Origin of the sequence: Rhodococcus sp. MALMAid1271 (genome assembly GCF_049195265.1) — a bacterium.
GTDB lineage: Bacteria > Actinomycetota > Actinomycetes > Mycobacteriales > Mycobacteriaceae > Rhodococcoides.
This window is the reverse complement of the sequence record NZ_JBMIRQ010000090.1, coordinates 16631-33740: the sequence shown is the minus strand read 5'-3', so window position 1 is coordinate 33740 and position 17110 is coordinate 16631. Positions and strand designations below refer to the sequence as shown.

Genomic DNA, 17110 nt, shown 5'->3' with positions numbered 1-17110 from the left:
TGTCCGTGGTCGCCGGTACCCTTTCGGGCGTGGCCCTCTACCGGAAGTACCGTCCCGCGACGTTCGCCGAAGTCGTCGGTCAGGAGCACGTCACCGAACCGATCAGCGTGGCGCTCGATTCCAACAGAATCAACCACGCCTACCTCTTCTCCGGTCCGCGTGGCTGCGGAAAGACCTCCTCCGCGCGCATCCTCGCCCGATCGCTGAACTGCGCCGAAGGTCCGACGTCCACGCCGTGCGGGGTGTGCAACTCCTGCGTTGCCCTCGCACCCGGTGGTCCCGGCAACTTCGACGTCGTCGAGATGGACGCGGCCAGTCACGGTGGCGTCGACGATGCCCGTGATCTGCGAGACAAGGCCGTGTACGCCCCGGCCGAATCGCGCTATGTCATCTTCATCATCGACGAGGCACACATGGTGACCCCGGCGGGCTTCAACGCGCTGCTCAAGGTCGTCGAGGAACCGCCCGAGCACCTCGTGTTCATCTTCGCGACCACCGAGCCCGAGAAGGTGCTCCCCACCATCCGCTCGCGCACCCACCACTACCCGTTCCGACTGCTCGCGCCGTCGACGATGCGCGTTCTGCTCGAAAAGATCTGCGACCAGGAACAGGTCCCGGTCGAGGATGCGGTCTACCCGTTGGTCATCCGCGCCGGCGGTGGGTCACCCCGTGACTCGCTCAGCGTCATGGATCAGCTGCTCGCCGGAGCGGGCCCCGAGGGCGTCACCTACCCGCGGGCGCTGTCGCTGCTCGGCGTCACCGATGTCGCACTCATCGACGAGGCCGTCGATGCATTGGCCGCAGGGGACGGCGGCGCACTGTTCGGCACCGTCGACAAGGTGATGGACGCGGGCCACGACCCACGCCGCTTCGCCATCGACCTCCTCGATCGGCTGCGCGATCTGATCCTGATGAAGGCCGTGCCCGACGCCGGAGAACGCGGTCTGGTCGACGTACCGGGCGACGTACTCGAGCGACTGCGTGACGAGGCCGATCTGCTCGGCTCGGCCACCCTGACTCGCTACGCCGAGATCGTGCACTCCGGTCTCGGCGAGATGCGCGGTGCCACCGCGCCGCGGCTGCTGCTCGAGGTGATGTGCGCCCGGATGCTGTTGCCCTCGGCCTCGGACGCGGAATCGGCGGTGCTGCAACGGCTGGAGCGGGTGGAACGTCGACTCGATGTCACCCTTCCGGTCGGCGAGCAGGCCGCCGTCGCGCAGGCATCGGCAGATCCGACGCGACCGCAACTGCAGCCGTCCGAGCAGCAGGCACCCTCGGGTCCGGCACCGGTGAACAAGTTCCAGCGACCGTCCCAACGCCCACCGGCCGCGGAGCCGGCGGCCGCCGCACCGGCACCAGCTCCCGTAGCGCCCACACCCGCTGCCTCGATTCCCACACCAGCACCAGAGCCGACACCAGCACCGGCACGGCCCGAACCCGTTCCGACGCCCGAGCCCGTTCCGATGCCCGAGCCTGCTCCCGCACCGCAGCCGACTCCGGAACCCGAGCCTGCTCCCACGCCCGAACCCGCTCCCAGGTCGGAGCCGACCCCGGATCCTGTACCTGCGCAGCAGGACCCGAAGGTGTCCGCCCCGGCGGCACACGAGGACTTCCCGCCCGAGCCCGAGGACGACTACGGACCCGAGCCGGAGCCGGTGTTCGAACCGGAACCCGAGCCCGCAGCGGTGCCGGAGACGGCATCGAACGAGCCGGACGCCGCTGCGGTTCGCGCGGTGTGGTCCGAGGTGCGCACGAAGGTACGGGACCGGAGCCGGACCGTCGAGGTGATGCTCTCCGGTGCCTCGGTGCGCGCAGTCGAGAACGGCACCATCACCCTCGGCCACGATTCGGCACCGCTGGCGAAGCGACTCGAGGAGCCGCGCAACGCCGACGTCATTCGCGACGCACTGCGTGATGTCTTCGGTGTCGAGTGGTCGGTGGTATGTCTGGTCGGCGCTGCAGCACCACCGGAACAGTCATCGGCAAAAAAAGATGAACCGGCAGCGAAACCCGCGTCGCTGCCGAAGTTCTCGAGGCCGAGCCAGGCAGGGGCTCCCCGTCCCACCTCGGACGGCTTCGGATCAGCGGGCGATGGAACGGCCGCAGACGCAGATATTCCGATGCCCGAGGCACCGGACTACCCCGACGAGCCCGAGCCGGTAGGACCGCCGCCACCGGAGACACCCGAGGACGAGGAAGAGCTGCTCAAGGCCGCGGCCGAGCCTGCCGATCCCACGGTTCGCCGGGACCCGGAAACGGTCGCGATGGAGCTGTTAGTCAGCGAACTGGGAGCGGTACCGCTCAAGGAGACCTGACAGGCGGGTGCTTCAGCCGGCAGTCAGATCCTCGTTGTCGGCGAACACGAGTCGTCCGCTGTCCAAGGCGACCGCCCAGCGTCTGGCCACTGCCCACTCTCGTGACGTCGAGTCGGATGGTTGCACACCGAAGTCCTCGACGATCGCACCCGCTTCGCGGGTTTCCTGGCCGTCGGCATCGTCGGTGGCGGGTGTCCGAATGAGTACTTTGACACGCGAACCCACGGTCAATTCGTTGTCGGTTTCCATGGTCGGTCTTCTTCCGCGCTCGGTAGATCTGATCTTTCGGTGTGTCCCCGGCGCGCGTCGTTCAAACCTGAATCAGAGCATCGGGTCATGTACAACGCTCGTTTCGGTCCTTACCCGCGCTCTTCCCGCGGACATACGCTGGCAGGAGCTGGGGTCTGTCATGGCCTCGCACCGACGCGGTCGGCCGGGACGGCGACCGCACGAAGATCGAGTATCTGGAAGGAACTGCGCGCTGTGACTACAGAGGCATTCATATACGAGGCCATCAGGACTCCCCGAGGCAAGGGAAAGAACGGCTCGCTGCACTCGGTGAAGCCGATCTCCCTGGTGACGGGTCTGATCGACGAACTCCGTCGACGTTTCCCGGACATGGACGAGAACCGTATCTCCGACCTCATTCTCGGCGTGGTCTCACCCGTCGGAGACCAGGGGGCAGACATCGCCCGCACGGCCGTACTCGCTGCGAAGATGCCCGATACCGTCGGCGGGTTTCAGCTCAACCGCTTCTGCGCGTCCGGTCTCGAAGCAGTCAATCTGGCCGCACAGAAGGTGCGTTCGGGCTGGGACGAACTCGTCATCGCAGGCGGCGTCGAGTCGATGTCGCGCGTGCCGATGGGCAGCGACGGCGGCGCATGGGCCATGGACCCCGCCACCAACTACGACACCTACTTCGCCCCGCAGGGCATCGGTGCCGATCTCATCGCGACGATCGAAGGATTCACCCGCGAGGACGTCGACGCGTATGCCGTGCAGTCCCAGGAACGTGCCGCGGCAGCGTGGTCGGGTGGCTACTTCACCAAGTCCGTCGTCCCGGTCACCGACCAGAACGGTCTGATGATCCTCGACCACGACGAGCACATGCGCCCGGGTAGCACCGTGGAATCGCTCGGCAAGCTGAACCCGGCCTTCACCGGGATCGCGGCCATGGGCGGGTTCGACGACGTCGCCCTGCAGAAGTACCACTGGATCGAGAAGATCGATCACGTCCACACCGGCGGTAACAGCTCCGGCATCGTCGACGGTTCGGCTCTCGTCCTCGTCGGCAGCGAGCAGGTAGGCAAAGACCTGAACATGGTGCCGCGGGCGCGGATCGTCGCGACCGCTACCAGCGGTGCCGATACGACCATCATGCTCACCGGCCCGACCCCGGCGTCGAAGAAGGTTCTGGCGACTGCGGGACTGACCGTCGACGACATCGATCTCTTCGAGCTCAACGAGGCGTTCGCCTCCGTCGTGCTGCGGTTCCAGAAGGATCTGAAGATCCCGAACGAGAAGCTCAACGTCAACGGCGGCGCCATTGCCATGGGCCACCCGCTCGGTGCCACCGGAGCGATGATCACCGGAACCGTGCTCGACGAGCTCGAGCGCCGCGGCGGCCGATACGCCTTGATCACCCTGTGCATCGGCGGCGGCATGGGCGTTGCCACCATCATCGAGCGAGTCTGAGGCAGAGCCATGAGCAACAACATGATCCAGTGGGACCAGGACGCCGACGGCATTGTCGTTCTGACGATGGACGACCCCAACCAGGGCGCCAACACGATGAACCAGCTGTACAAGGATTCGATGGGTGCCACCGTCGATCGCCTCGAAGCCGAGGTCGAATCCATCACAGGTGTCGTGATCACCTCGGCCAAGAAGACGTTCTTCGCCGGCGGAGATCTGCATACGCTCATCGCCGCCAAGCCCGAGGACGCCCAGCGGGTGTTCGACGAGGTCCAGGAAGTCAAGGGGCAGCTGCGCCGTATCGAGAAGCTCGGTAAGCCGGTCGTGTCCGCCATCAACGGCGCGGCGCTGGGCGGCGGGCTCGAGATCGCCCTCGCCACGCACCACCGCATCGCGGCCGATGTGTCCGGCGTCCAGATCGGTCTGCCCGAGGTCTCGCTCGGCCTGCTGCCAGGCGGCGGCGGCGTTGCCCGCATCACCCGACTGCTCGGCATCCAGACCGGTTTCATGACCGTCCTCGCCCAAGGCACCCGGTTCCGTCCGGCTAAGGCCCTCGAGATCGGGCTGGTGCACCAATTGGTCGGCAGCATCGAGGAATTGGTGCCCACCGCCAAGGCGTGGATCAAGGCCAACCCGGAGGGTGGCGTCGCACCGTGGGACGAGAAGGGCTACAAGATTCCCGGCGGTACACCGTCGAACCCGAAGCTCGCACAGATCCTGCCTGCATTCCCGTCCAATCTGCGTAAGCAGATCAAGGGCGCGCCGATGCCGGCTCCGCGCGCAATTCTCGCTGCGGCAGTGGAGGGTGCGCAGGTCGACTTCGACAGTGCGTGCACCATCGAGTCGCGGTACTTCACCGAGTTGGTCACCGGGCAGGTGTCCAAGAACATGATTCAGGCGTTCTTCTTCGATCTGCAGGCCATCAACGCAGGCAAGTCCCGCCCCGAAGGCATCGAGAAGACCACCTTCACCAAGGTCGCGGTTCTCGGCGCAGGCATGATGGGCGCGGGCATCGCATACGTGTGCGCCAAGGCCGGAATCGACGTGGTGCTCAAGGACGTTGCCCTCGAGTCCGCGCAGAAGGGCAAGGCGTACTCCGAAGGCATCGAGGCCAAGGCACTCTCGCGCGGCAAGACCACTCAGGACAAGTCCGACGCTCTGCTCGCCCGTATCCATCCGACGGCCGATGCCAAGGACGTCGAAGGTGCAGATCTGGTCATCGAGGCCGTCTTCGAGTCGGAAGAGCTGAAGCAGAAGGTGTTCCAGGAGATCGAGGATCTCGTCGATCCGGCGGCGCTGCTCGGTTCCAACACCTCGACGCTGCCCATCACGAGCTTGGCTCAGGGCATCAAGCGTCAGGAAGATTTCATCGGGATTCACTTCTTCTCACCGGTCGACAAGATGCCGCTCGTGGAGATCATCCGCGGCGAGAAGACCTCGGATGCGGCGTTGGCCAAGGCATTCGACCTGGTGCAGATCATCAAGAAGACCCCTATCGTCGTCAACGACAGTCGCGGCTTCTTCACCTCGCGCGTCATCGGTACGTTCATCAACGAGGCGATCGCGATGCTGGGCGAGGGAGTCGAGCCGTCGTCCATCGAGCAGGCCGGTCTGCAGGCGGGCTACCCGGCTGCGCCGCTGCAGCTCTCGGATGAGCTCACCCTCAACCTGATGCAGAAGATCCGCAAGGAAACCCGCGACGCCATCAAGGCGGCCGGTGGAACTCCTCCCGAGGATCCGGCAGGCGAGGTCATCGACAAGATGGTCGACGAGTTCGAGCGTCCGTCGAAGGCCAAGGGTGCGGGCTTCTACGAGTACGAGGACGGTAAGCGCGCCGGGCTGTGGCCGGGACTGCGGGATGCGTTCAAGTCGGGTTCGGCGGACATTCCGTTCGAGGACCTCAAGGAGCGGATGCTGTTCATCGAAGCCATCGAGACGCAGAAGTGCTTCGACGAGGGTGTCCTCAACACCAGCGCCGACGCCAATATCGGCTCGATTTTCGGGATCGGCTTCCCGGCGTGGACGGGTGGAGTGCACCAGTACGTCGTCGGCTACCCGGGAGGTCAGGCCGGATTCGTTGCTCGTGCGGACGAGCTGGCGAAGAAGTACGGAGATCGCTTCACTGTGCCTGCGTCGCTGCGCTGACCCGTCGTGCGCCTTTTGCGTACATATAGGTACGCAAAAGGCTCACGAGGGCGAAGCCCGATGGGCGATCAACCGATCGGCACCGTCTGTGAATTGTTGTCTCATCAATTCGCAGGCGGCGTCGACGTCGTTTCGAACGAGTGCCGAGATGAAGTCCTCGTGGTTGCGCACCGCGGCACGTCCCCAGCTGCGATCGGTGGCGTAGAGACGAGTGGGCGTGTATCGAGTGGCGTTGTTGAGGAACCATGCCAACTTCGCGGATTCGGCCAGCCGGTTGAGCACCCGGTGGAACTCGAACTCGTAGTTCTCGACGTCCTCGGGCCTGCCGTTCTCGACGGCGACGGACAACGACGCGCAGATGCCGGTCAGCTGGGCGAGTTCGGTCTCGGTGATCCTCGGGGCTGCTCGACGCACCAGTTCCACGGCGATTCGGCCCTGAAGCCAGAAGATATCGACGATGTCGTTCGGAGTGAGCGCAGACACCACGTATCCGCGATGCGGGACGAGTTCGACGATGCCTTCGCCGCGCAAGGTCAGCAATGCCTCGCGGACCGGGGTGACGCTCAGCCCGAGCTCGGCGGCGGTCTCGTCGAGTCGGATGAAGTCTCCCGGACTCACCTCGCCGGACATCACTCGGTGTCGAAGGTGACTTGCCACCTCCTCCGACAGCTGCGGCCGTCGGCGAAGAACGGATGCTCGACGCTTCTCCACCATGGCGGTCAGCCAATCACACGGCGGGCGCGCCGCGTAGTACTGCCTTCGCGACCGGCTCGGCGACGCGCGCAGCGATCGGGCCCAGGATCGCCATCAACAGCACGTACGCCGTCGCCAACGCCGCCAGTTCACCCTCCACTGCGCCGGCAGCCACCGCCAGCCCGGCGATGACGATGGAGAACTCTCCGCGCGCCACCAGGGCCGCACCCGCACGTAGTCGGCCGGCTCTGCCGATGCCCTGACGCCCCGCGGCCCACCAGCCGGTTGCGACCTTGGTGGCCGTTGTCGACACCGCGAGCACGACGGCCCAGCCCAGCACCGGAGGGATGGTCGAGGGATCGGTGGCCAGACCGAACACCACGAAGAACATCGCCGCGAACAGGTCGCGCAGTGGTTCGAGGACGCGAGTGGCGTTGTCGGCCGTCGAACCGGAGATCGCGATGCCGAGCAGGAATGCACCCACGGCCGCCGAGACCTGCAACTCCGACGCGATGCCTGCGACCAGCAGGGCAGACCCCAGGACTTTGAGCAGTACGACCTCGCGGTCGGGACTGTCGACGATTGCGGAGACGAACCGGCCGTAGCGCAGCGCAACGACCAGCACGAAGGTGATGACGAGCAGGGAGATGCCGAGGGCTTCGAGCCCGCCGAGGAAGCTGACTCCGCTCAGCACTGCGGTGAGTATCGGCAGGTAGATGGCCATCGCGAGGTCCTCGAACACCAGGATGGACAGCACGACGGGTGTCTCGCGGTTGCCCAGCCTGCCCAGATCGGTGAGGACTTTGGCGATGATGCCCGAGGACGAGATGTAGGTGACGCCGCCCATGACGAGCGCCCCGACTCCGCCCCAGCCGAGCAGCAACGCGACCACCGCACCCGGCGCGAAGTTCAGGACGATGTCCACCACTCCGGCCATCCAGGATCGGCGCAGTCCGGTGACGAGTTCGGTGGCGGTGTATTCGAGTCCCAGCAGGAGCAGCAGCAGGATGACGCCGATTTCGCTGGCGATCTCGCTGAATTCGTCGATACCGCCCAGGGTGACGATGCCGCCATTGCCGAAGGCCAGGCCGCCGAGCAGATAGAAGGGGATGGGGGAGACGCCGATGCGGCCTGCGAGTCGAGCGAGGAGGCCGAGGACGAAGAACACTGCGCCCAGCTCGGTGAGGGCGATCGCGCTCTCGGCCATCGCTCAGCCCCGACTGATCTCAGGCACTGCCGAGCAACTTGGCTGCGGCGTCGAGTCCATCCGCTGTGCCGACGGCAACCAACAGGTCACCTGCGGCGAGAGTGAAGTCGGGGGTGGGTGAGGGTTGTACCTGGCCTGCGCGCATGACGGCGACGACCGATACTCCGGTTTTGGTGCGCATGGTGGTGTCGCCGAGCGTGCGGCTGACGAACCGGGAAGTGGCGCTGATGGGAAGTTGACGGGTGTTGATTCCGGGGAGGTCTCGATGCTCTTCCCCGAGTTGGGCGATGAGTTGCGGCGACCCGAGCAGATTGCCCAGGGCCGCCGCTTCCTCATTGCTCAACGTGATCGATGCCTGCGTCGCATCGGGGTCGTCCTTGCGCGAGACGATCAGCTCGTTCGCGCCGTCCTTGAGGGTGATGACGCCTATGCGGCGCCCGGAAGCGAGGGCGAAATCTTTCCGCACCCCGATTCCGGGCAGCAGGGTCACTTCGACGTTCATGGTCGAAATGCTAGCCCTGCAGGCACCGCACTACAGCAGGATCAGGATGCGACGGCAGCCAGAAGCGCTTCGCGCTGGTTGGCACCGAGGCCACCGATACGACGGGTATCGGCGATGGACAGCTGCTCGAGCAGCTGTGCGGCGCGCACGGATCCAACACCCGGAAGGGCCTTGATCAGGGCGGACACCTTGGTCTTCTTGACGATCTCGTCGTTCTCCGCCTTGGCGAGAACGTCAGCGACGCTGAGTTCGCCGGACTTGACGGATGCGAGCAGCTTCGACCGCGCAGTGCGTGCCTCGGCCGCCTTGGCCAGCGCCGCGGTGCGCTGTTCCGGTGTCAGTACTGGTAAAGCCATGGCCTGTTCTCCTCGATTGTGGTGACCCGTCGCTCGTTGACAGGTCTCGACCCTCTTGCATCGTGCCTGGTGGCTCTTCCAATCTAACCGAACAACACGGGTGTCATTACGGTCGAGCCACCGAACCTTCCCAGCCAGGCTACGTCCTATCGGATTCGTGGTGCGCCCCGACCAGCACTTGGGCCGTGCAGAGCCGCTGTATCGAGGGTGTTCGACGCCTCAGCTCGGTGCCGGCGGGGAGGATTTCCGGGCCCGAGGACGGCGTCGTATCCGGGCGGTCGGTCCGATTGTTAGATTGGTCAGTATGGTGCGCAGAGGACGAGTGATGACAGTGCTGGCCGCGTCGGCGATGCTGCTGCTGGCAGCTGCCGGCTCCGCCGCTGGGGACCCGATCAACGTTCCGTGGTCGCCGGACGACGCGCTCGATTCCGAGGTGAGCTTCGAGTCCGATGGCATCACCTACTACGGCAGCTTTCGCGCGCCGGTAGGGGACACACGCGGCATCGCTCTGGTGCTGCCGGGCAGTGGCCCGACCGATCGCAACGGGAACTCCGGAGATCTGCAGGTCAATTCGACGGCCTACGTTGCCGACGAGCTGTCCCGGCGCGGTATCGCGAGCCTGCGCTTCGACAAGCTCGGTGCCGGGGAAACCGGGCTGGGCGGCCTGGACCCGAACGACCTTCCCGGATTCGACGCGCAGGTGGACACAGCTGCCCACGCCTTGGCGTTCCTCCAGCAGCGCACGGGCGTCGGGCCCGATCGCACCACGGTGATCGGGCACAGTGAGGGCGCGCTGACCGCATTGCGCCTGGCCGACGCGGACAGCGCGGCGTTCAGCCACATCGGCTTGCTGGAGCCGTTGGCGATCCGTTACCTCGACCTGCTCAGCGCACAGGTGAACCGCAACATCGACCAGGCGGTGGCGGTCGGCCAGTTCACCGAGGAGCAGGCCGCGTCGTCTCGGGACCGTTTCGCGCAGGCCGTCGCCGATATCCGCGCCGGTCGCACGTTGTCTGCCGAACCCGACCCGATCGTCGACGGTCTCGGACTGCGTGCCAACGCGCGGTTCCTGCGCGAGGCCGATGCCACCGACCCGGCGGATCTCGCTGCCGCGCTTCCGGGCACATACTCCTCGTTCCTGACGTGTTCCGACAAGGATCTCAACGTCTCCTGCGGGCAGGTCGAGAACGTACGAGTGGCGCTCTCGCACACTGATCTCCACTTCGCGCACTTCGCCAACAGCTCGCACACGCTGGGCGAACTCGGTCCGTTGCCTGCCGATCCGAACACCGCGCTGGCACCGCTGCCGCTCTCGTCAGAGTTTCGTGATGCGTTCGGCGCGTGGGTGGACGGTCTCTGAGTTGCCCGTCCCCGTGGGGGCGGGGCTGCTGGGTGGCCGAACGCCGAGGTCCGCAGGCGTGTACCCCTGCGGGTAGTTCGGATACGTGCGGTTGGTGCCGGAGGTCGTCTTGGACACTCGCCGTTTGGGTAGCCACCGTTCCACTCGCGCCCGGGTCCGCAAACCTCGGTGTAGCGCCCTGCGCACTGTGAGCGAACCCGCCGGGAACCCGAATGCGCGAGCCATCGATTCGTCCATCATTGCCAGTACCCCGCGCCGAACCGCGGGTCGCAGCGGGCGGGGGAACCAGGACTCGAACAGCGCGAGTGTGTAGAGCCCGACGCGATGGTTGCTCTCGGTGAACCGGAAGTGCTGCTGCTCGTAGTCGAGCTTGAAACGGGCGAACTCCTGGAACGAATCCGGAATGTTCTTGATCCCCATCCGAATTCCCACGTTCCGGTAGAAGTGGAATGCTGCGAGGCGTTCGTTGGGGTGCAGGCGTCGCCACCCGAAGCGGTCGATCCAGTCCAGCGGCTCGTAGATGAACGTGGTGAGCACGTACAGCATGTCGTCGTTGGAGATCGTGTAGCGACCGTGCATTCGGTTGACCATGCGCAGCGATTCGCGACCGCGCGGCGAGTCGTAGCCGTGTTCGAGCATCTCGGCCATCAGCAACGACGTGTCGTCGTAACGCTTCTGCGGCCGGAACTCGAATTCGCCTGTCTTCTGCAACAATTCCGAGATCGACGGCACACAGTACGTACGGAACAGTGCGAACTCGAGTGCGCGCTGATAGTCGAAGGGAAACTCGTGCCCCGCGGTGATCCGGTGGATCGTGTGGCAGTCGCGCACCGGGTCGAGTTCCTCGATGCGGGCGAGCCAGCCGAAACGTCCGCGCTTCGGTGCGATGTCCATGGTCAGCCCCGCCGCCCGTGACGAAGTTTCAGTGCCAGCACGGAGAGCTTCATGTTTCGGGCTTTGCGTCGCATCGTCAGCAGGTTCACCGGGGCCGCGAAACTCTGCACGGTCAGTGATTTGACGGTGCTGAACTCACGCAGGCCGTCGGCTCCGTGGATTCGGCCGAAGCCCGAATCGCCGGTGCCGCCGAACGGTAGAGCCGGAACCCCGGCGAATCCGAGCACCGAGTTCACCGTCACCATGCCGCAGTCGAGCTTCTCGGCTGCGCGTCGACCCGCCGCGGTGTCCCCGGTGAACACCGACGCCCCCAGTCCGTACTTGGAGGCGTTCGCTCGTTCGATGCCCTCGTCGAGATCACGTACCTTGTTCACCACCACCGTCGGCCCGAAGGTCTCCTCGGTGATCGCGGTGGATTCCTCGGGTACCTCGGTCAGAATCACCGGATCGATGTACGGGCCGTGCAACGAATCGAGGCCGCCGACCACGGCCTTGCCGCCCCTGGCCAACGCGTCCTCGATCTGGCCGCGGACGATCTCACTCTGCCTGGCCATGGTCATCGGGCCGTAGGAGGAGGTCGTCGTGCCGCCGGGTCGCAGTGCCTTGACCGCAGTGGTGAATTCGCTGACGAATCGGTCGTACACCGGAGCTGCCACGTAGATTCTCTCGACACCCGCGCAGGTCTGACCGGCATTGCCCATCGCTCCGAATGTCGCGAATTCCACGGCGGCACCGATGTCGGCGTCCGAGTCGACCAACATCGCATCCTTGCCGCCGCACTCGGCTATCAGTGGCGTCAGCGTTGTGGCGCACGTGGCCATGACCTTCTTGGCGGTGGCCGTGGAACCGGTGAATGCGATCTTGTCGACGCCCGATTCGACCAGGGCCGTGCCGGTGGAGCCGTCACCGGTGACGGTCTGGAACACGGGGTGCGGGCAGGCGAGCGAGGCCCATTTCTCGGCGAGCCAGACGCCGACGCCAGGAGTGAGTTCGCTGGGCTTGAACACGACGGTGTTGCCGGCTGCGAGTGCGTACGCGATCGAACCCATGGGGGTGTACAGCGGGTAGTTCCACGGTCCGATGACGCCGACGACGCCGAACGGGCGGTATCCCACGTACGCCTTCTGATTGATCGCCAGCAGGCCCGATCCGACCTTCCGTTGCCGAAGCGTCGTGGCCGCATTGCGCGCGGACCAGTCGAGATGTTCGACGCCGAGCATGACCTCGAGCAGCGAGTCCTCGGATGGCTTGCCTGTTTCGGCGGCGATGACGGCAGCGAGGTCCGCTGCATCGCGTGCGATGGCGGACTTGTACTCGAGAAGCCAACGCCTGCGTCCGGCGAAGCCCTGGGCGTCCCACCATCGCGCGGCCGACCGGGCGCGTGCCACGACGGCCTCCACCTCGGCGGAGTTCGCGACCGGGTAGGTGGCGAGGACGGCTCCTGTTCGTGGGTCCAGGCTTTCGAAGGTGGCCTCGGTGGTTCGTTCGATCTGGTCCGTCACGAGCTCTGCCCTCCAGCGGATCGCATCACATATATTTGATGTGACTCAATGTTACATAGAACACACTATGCGACAGATCGTCAACGGAGTGCTGCGGCCCGGTGCCTTCGTGCGGACCGACGAGGCCCACACCACGACGGGTGATTTCCGGAAGTGGGACGTCCGGTCCCACTTCCGGAAAACCGCGAACTGTCAGCTCAGATGATGCGGCTGCGGGTGCGACTTGTGGCCCTCGTCCGACCCCTCGTTGTCCTGGTGACCGTCAGCGCTGCGCTGCTCACCCGTTCCCGCTGGGACCATCGAGATGATCACGGACTTGGAGGTGGGGCAGTTGCTCTGCAGCGCAGTCGAATCCAGGGGAATCAACGGATTGGTCTCCGGGTAGTACGCGGCAGCCGATCCACGAGGGGTGTCGTACTCGACGATCCGGAACGACGGTGCACACCGATGCACATCGTCGCCGTCCCATCGGGTCACCAGGTCGACCATGTCGCCGTCGCGGAAGCCGAGTGCCGAGACGTCCTCACGGTGGACGAAGATCACTCGCCGACCGTTCTCGATACCGCGGTACCGATCGCTCAGGCCGTAGATGGTGGTGTTGAACTGATCGTGGCTGCGCAGCGTCTGCAGGATCAGATGGCCGGGCGGAACCTGCAGCACGTCGATCGGTGAGACGGCGAATTCGCCGCGGCCGCTCTTGGTTCCGAAAGTCCGGCTGTCGCGAGGCGGATGCGGAAGCACGAAGCCGCCGGGGCGTCGAACATTGACCTCGTAGCCCTCGCATCCGGCCACCACTCGCGAGATGTGCGCACGAATGTTGCGGTAGTCGTCGCGGAATCCCTTCCAGTCCAGACCGTACCGATCCCCGAGAGTTGCCTCCGCGATGCCGCTGACGATGGCGACCTCGGAGCGCAGGAACGTGCTCGCAGGTGCGAGCGGACCACGCGAGGAGTGCACCGAGCAGGTCGAATCCTCGACCGAGATCCATTGCTCACCACTGGCTTGCACGTCCTTCTCGGTGCGTCCCAGGGTGGGCAGGATCAGAGCGGTCTCGCCGCAGACGAGATGGGAGCGGTTGATCTTCGTCGAGATCTGCACCGTCATCCGCATCTTGCGCAGCGCCTCGAAGGTGACATCGCTGTCCGGTGTCGCCTGGACGAAGTTGCCGCCGAGACCGAGGAAGAAATGTGCCTTACCGTCGCGCATCGCCCGGATGGAATCGACGGTGTCCAAGCCGTGCTCGCGTGGCGGCTCGAAATCGAACTCCTTCGCCAGCGCGTCCAGGAAGTGTTGCGGGGGACGCTCCCAGATGCCCATCGTCCGGTCGCCCTGCACGTTCGAGTGGCCGCGCACCGGCAGCAGGCCCGCACCGGCCTTGCCGATGTTGCCTTGTGCGAACGCGAGATTGGTGACTTCCTTGATGGTGGCGACGGCATTGCGGTGCTGCGTCAGGCCCATGGCCCAGCAGAAGACAGTGGCCTTGGAGTCTCGCAGCATCTCGGCTGCCTGGGTGATCTGCTGCCGAGACAGACCGGTCACCTCGGTCACCAGATCGAAATCGACCTCGGCGACGTGCGCCTTCCACGCATCGAAGCCGACGGTGTGATTGTCGAGGAACTCGTGGTCGAGCGCGTCCCACTGCACCAGCAGCGAGCCGATGGCCTGGAAGAGTGCGAGGTCGCCGTTGAGCTTGATCGGAAGGTACAGATCCGTCAGGTCGGTGCCCGGCCCGACCATGCCGCGTGGAGTCTGCGGGTTCTTGAAGTTGAGCAGACCCGCTTCGCGAAGTGGATTGATGGACAGGATCTTTGCGCCGTTCTGCTTCGCCAGCTCGAGAGCCGAGAGCATACGGGGGTGATTGGTGCCGGGATTCTGGCCCGCGAGGATGATCAACTCGGCATTGTGGACGTCGTCGAGGGTGACGCTGGCCTTGCCGATGCCGATCGACTCCTGCAGCGCGATGGACGTCGACTCGTGGCACATGTTGGAACAGTCGGGCATGTTGTTGGTACCGAATGCTCTGGCGAAGAGTTGGTACGTGAACGCCGATTCGTTGGACGCGCGACCCGAGGTGTAGAAGATGGCCTCGTCCGGACTGGCGAGACTGTTCAACTCCTCACCGATCAGACGGAACGCCTCGTCCCACTCGATGGGCTGGTAGTGGCTGCCGCCGGGCAGTTTGATCATCGGGTGCGTGATCCGACCTTGCTGGCCCAGCCAGTGCTCGGTGTGCTCGTCGAGTTCGGCAATGCTGTGCTGTGCGAAGAACTCCGGGGTCGCTCGCGTCTTCGTTGCTTCCTCGGATACTGCCTTCGCGCCGTTCTCGCAGAACTCTGCCGCATGCCGATGACCCGGGTCAGGATCGGGCCAGGCGCAGCTCATACAGTCGAAACCCTCGGCCTGATTGAGTTCGAGGAGTGTCTGCGCCGTCCGCATCGGGCCCATATGGCCCAGCGCGCGCTTCATCGACACCGCGACGGCGACGGGCCCCGCCGCGTGGGTCTTGGGCTTGCGGATGTCGAGTTCGGCCTCGTCGACGTCGGTGTCGGAGCGTCTCATGTGGGTCCCTTCGTCGCGTTACCCCCGTGCTCGACAATAGCTGTCGGCTCAGCCGGCGAGGAGCCTGGTCACCAAATCCACGTACTGCTGCTTCGCCGAATCCTGGCTCGTACCTTCGAGCTTGGCCCAGGCATCGAACTTCGCGCGATTGACCATGTCCAACCGGCCCGGTCGCTTACCCGAGACATCGCCGATCGAACCCTGTTTGTACAACGAGTACAGACTCAGCAGGTCCTCGTTGCTCGGCTTGGACGTGAGCTTCTTGACATCGGTTTGGGCGTCGGCGAACGACTGGTCGAGATCTGACATGGAAGGTCTCCTTCTGTCTTCAGGTGGAGTCATCCTCGCACGGCAGCATCCGAGATCAGCCGAATACAGTGCGTCACGAGGGTTTCGCGGCTGACGGTGAGTGTGCTGTCGAGGTATCCGATGAACAGTGCCGTCAGTGCGCCGACGGTTCCCACGGCGATCAACTGCTGGTCGGCGGTCTCGGGAAGGCGGTCGTGCACCAACTCGACGAATCCGGGCAGAAGTTCGAGCCCGCGGCGGCTCAGAGCCGGTTCGGCCAGTGGCGCGATGAGCAGCACTCGTCCCGTTCTCGGTTCGTCGATGATGAGTTCGACGAATGCTCGGACCGCGGCGGGGATGGTTTCTTCCGGTGCCGCAACGTCGGTGACGGCCTCGACCAACGCGGTCCGCGCTCTCGATCCCACCCACGCGTACACCGCGCGGACGAACGTGTCCCGATCCGAGAAGCTCTCGTAGAAGTATCTCTCGGTCAGCCCGGCGGTACGGCACACGGCGCGCACGTTCACCGCGGGCCCGTCAGGGGAGCCGAGAAGCTCGACCCCCGCCGCGAGCAACGCGTCGTACCGCTTGGATCTTCGCTCCTCCAACCGTTGACTACGCATGTTGTCGATCCTATTCTGACAACATGCGTAGTCAGGGCGATCGCCCGGTCCCGCTCGGCCCCGAGTCGCTCACGTGGAAGTACTTCGGTGATTGGCGAGGGATGCTGCAGGGAGTGTGGGCCGGTTCGATGCAGAACATGCATCCCGGGCTCGGCGCTGGGGTGGAGCAGCATTCGACGTTCTTCGACGAGCGCTGGCAGCGGCTCTACCGTTCCCTGTATCCGATCGGCGGGGTGGTGTTCGACGGCGACCGCGCCGAGGAGACCGCACTGCAGGTCCGCGGATATCACGCGAACATCAAGGGAATCGACGCCAAGGGCCGCAGGTACCACGCACTCGATCCCGACACGTTCTACTGGGCGCACGCCACCTTCTTCATGGGTACGGTGCTCACCGCCGAGAACTTCATGGGCGGTCTGACCGAGGCGCAGAAAGTGCAACTGTTCGACGAACACGTCCAGTGGTATCGCCTCTACGGCATGAGCATGCGACCGGTGCCGGCGACCTGGCCGGATTTCCAGCAGTACTGGGAACGAATGTGCGGCGACGTGTTGGAGGACAACATGGCCGCCCGTGGAGTGCTTGACCTGTCGAGACTCGGACCACCGCCGTATGCGTCCTGGCTACCGGAGCGAGTGTGGGCCGTGTTGCGTCGCCCGGTGGCGTCGCTGTTCGTCTGGATCACCGTCGGGCTCTACGAGCCCTCGGTGCGCGAGCTGCTGGGCTACAGCTGGTCTACACGGGACGAGAAGGTCTTCACGCTGTTCGGTAAGGCCGTCGACCTGGTGTTCGGGCTGGTGCCACCGCGCCGCCGGCTGCATCCGCGGGCTCGCGCCGGGTGGGACCGCGAACAGGGCCGAATCCCGCGAACGGCACCGCTGGTCCACACACCCGCGCGCAATCTTCCCCCGGTTCAGCGACGCTCGGACCCGTCGCATTACGCCCCGAATGTGTAGTTCGGTGGGCCCGGG

General features: G+C 65.2%; 15 protein-coding genes. 5 read left to right on the top strand and 10 right to left on the bottom strand.

Annotated features, from left to right (window positions below; translation table 11 throughout):
- Positions 1–29: 29 nt before the first annotated feature.
- Positions 30–2315: a DNA polymerase III subunit gamma and tau gene (locus ACOQFP_RS13395; protein WP_421584588.1), complete on the top strand. Its 2286-nt coding sequence runs from the start codon at positions 30–32 to the stop codon at positions 2313–2315.
- A gap of 12 nt (positions 2316–2327) precedes the next feature.
- On the opposite strand, the gene ACOQFP_RS13390 is transcribed toward ACOQFP_RS13395, so the two are convergent.
- Positions 2328–2564, bottom strand: coding sequence for a hypothetical protein (locus ACOQFP_RS13390; RefSeq protein ID WP_206490975.1), 237 nt, complete (start codon positions 2562–2564; stop codon positions 2328–2330).
- Between the two features lie 234 nt (positions 2565–2798).
- Here ACOQFP_RS13390 and ACOQFP_RS13385 point away from each other — a divergent pair, with 234 nt between their 5' ends.
- Complete coding sequence (locus ACOQFP_RS13385; protein ID WP_421584587.1) at positions 2799–4010, top strand: acetyl-CoA C-acetyltransferase; 1212 nt, start codon at positions 2799–2801, stop codon at positions 4008–4010.
- A gap of 9 nt (positions 4011–4019) precedes the next feature.
- Entirely contained in the window at positions 4020–6155 is a 2136-nt protein-coding gene (locus ACOQFP_RS13380; protein WP_421584586.1) for a 3-hydroxyacyl-CoA dehydrogenase NAD-binding domain-containing protein, read from the top strand.
- 42 nt (positions 6156–6197) lie between these two features.
- Here ACOQFP_RS13380 and ACOQFP_RS13375 read toward each other — a convergent pair whose 3' ends face one another.
- The 4 genes from ACOQFP_RS13375 to mihF are packed head-to-tail and all read right to left on the bottom strand — an operon-like array spanning position 6198 to position 8913.
- Entirely contained in the window at positions 6198–6869 is a 672-nt protein-coding gene (locus tag ACOQFP_RS13375) for a GntR family transcriptional regulator (protein WP_421584585.1), read from the bottom strand.
- A 13-nt stretch (positions 6870–6882) separates the two neighbouring features.
- Positions 6883–8055, bottom strand: a complete 1173-nt coding sequence (locus ACOQFP_RS13370; RefSeq protein ID WP_206490967.1) for a cation:proton antiporter — start codon at positions 8053–8055, stop codon at positions 6883–6885.
- Between the two features lie 19 nt (positions 8056–8074).
- Positions 8075–8557 (bottom strand): cation:proton antiporter regulatory subunit, encoded by a 483-nt coding sequence (locus tag ACOQFP_RS13365; protein ID WP_206490966.1) that lies wholly within the window; start codon positions 8555–8557, stop codon positions 8075–8077.
- Positions 8558–8598: 41 nt separating this feature from the next.
- Positions 8599–8913 (bottom strand): integration host factor, actinobacterial type, encoded by a 315-nt coding sequence (gene mihF, locus ACOQFP_RS13360; protein ID WP_008712632.1) that lies wholly within the window; start codon positions 8911–8913, stop codon positions 8599–8601.
- A gap of 304 nt (positions 8914–9217) precedes the next feature.
- Between mihF and ACOQFP_RS13355 the strand changes: the two genes are divergently transcribed.
- Positions 9218–10273 carry a serine aminopeptidase domain-containing protein gene (locus ACOQFP_RS13355; RefSeq protein ID WP_421584584.1) on the top strand — a complete coding sequence of 352 codons (1056 nt, stop codon included), beginning with the start codon at positions 9218–9220 and terminating at the stop codon, positions 10271–10273.
- Here ACOQFP_RS13355 and ACOQFP_RS13350 read toward each other — a convergent pair.
- The 5 genes from ACOQFP_RS13350 to ACOQFP_RS13330 form a co-directional block, all read right to left on the bottom strand.
- Positions 10229–11167: an oxygenase MpaB family protein gene (locus ACOQFP_RS13350; RefSeq protein WP_421584583.1), complete on the bottom strand. Its 939-nt coding sequence runs from the start codon at positions 11165–11167 to the stop codon at positions 10229–10231. The genes ACOQFP_RS13355 and ACOQFP_RS13350 overlap by 45 nt on opposite strands.
- Positions 11168–11169: 2 nt before the next feature.
- A complete protein-coding gene (locus ACOQFP_RS13345) occupies positions 11170–12669 on the bottom strand; it encodes an aldehyde dehydrogenase family protein (protein ID WP_421584582.1) in 1500 nt (499 codons plus the stop codon).
- A 192-nt stretch (positions 12670–12861) separates the two neighbouring features.
- The gene (locus tag ACOQFP_RS13340; protein ID WP_206490961.1) at positions 12862–15228 is read right to left on the bottom strand and encodes an FdhF/YdeP family oxidoreductase; all 2367 of its coding nucleotides are present in this window, start codon (positions 15226–15228) and stop codon (positions 12862–12864) included.
- A 48-nt stretch (positions 15229–15276) separates the two neighbouring features.
- Complete coding sequence (locus ACOQFP_RS13335) at positions 15277–15537, bottom strand: acyl-CoA-binding protein (RefSeq protein ID WP_206490960.1); 261 nt, start codon at positions 15535–15537, stop codon at positions 15277–15279.
- Positions 15538–15566: 29 nt separating this feature from the next.
- Complete coding sequence (locus tag ACOQFP_RS13330; protein ID WP_421584581.1) at positions 15567–16139, bottom strand: TetR/AcrR family transcriptional regulator; 573 nt, start codon at positions 16137–16139, stop codon at positions 15567–15569.
- A 23-nt stretch (positions 16140–16162) separates the two neighbouring features.
- On the opposite strand from ACOQFP_RS13330, the gene ACOQFP_RS13325 reads away from it, so the two are divergent.
- A complete protein-coding gene (locus ACOQFP_RS13325; protein ID WP_341244402.1) occupies positions 16163–17095 on the top strand; it encodes an oxygenase MpaB family protein in 933 nt (310 codons plus the stop codon).
- The last annotated feature ends 15 nt before the right edge of the window (positions 17096–17110 follow it).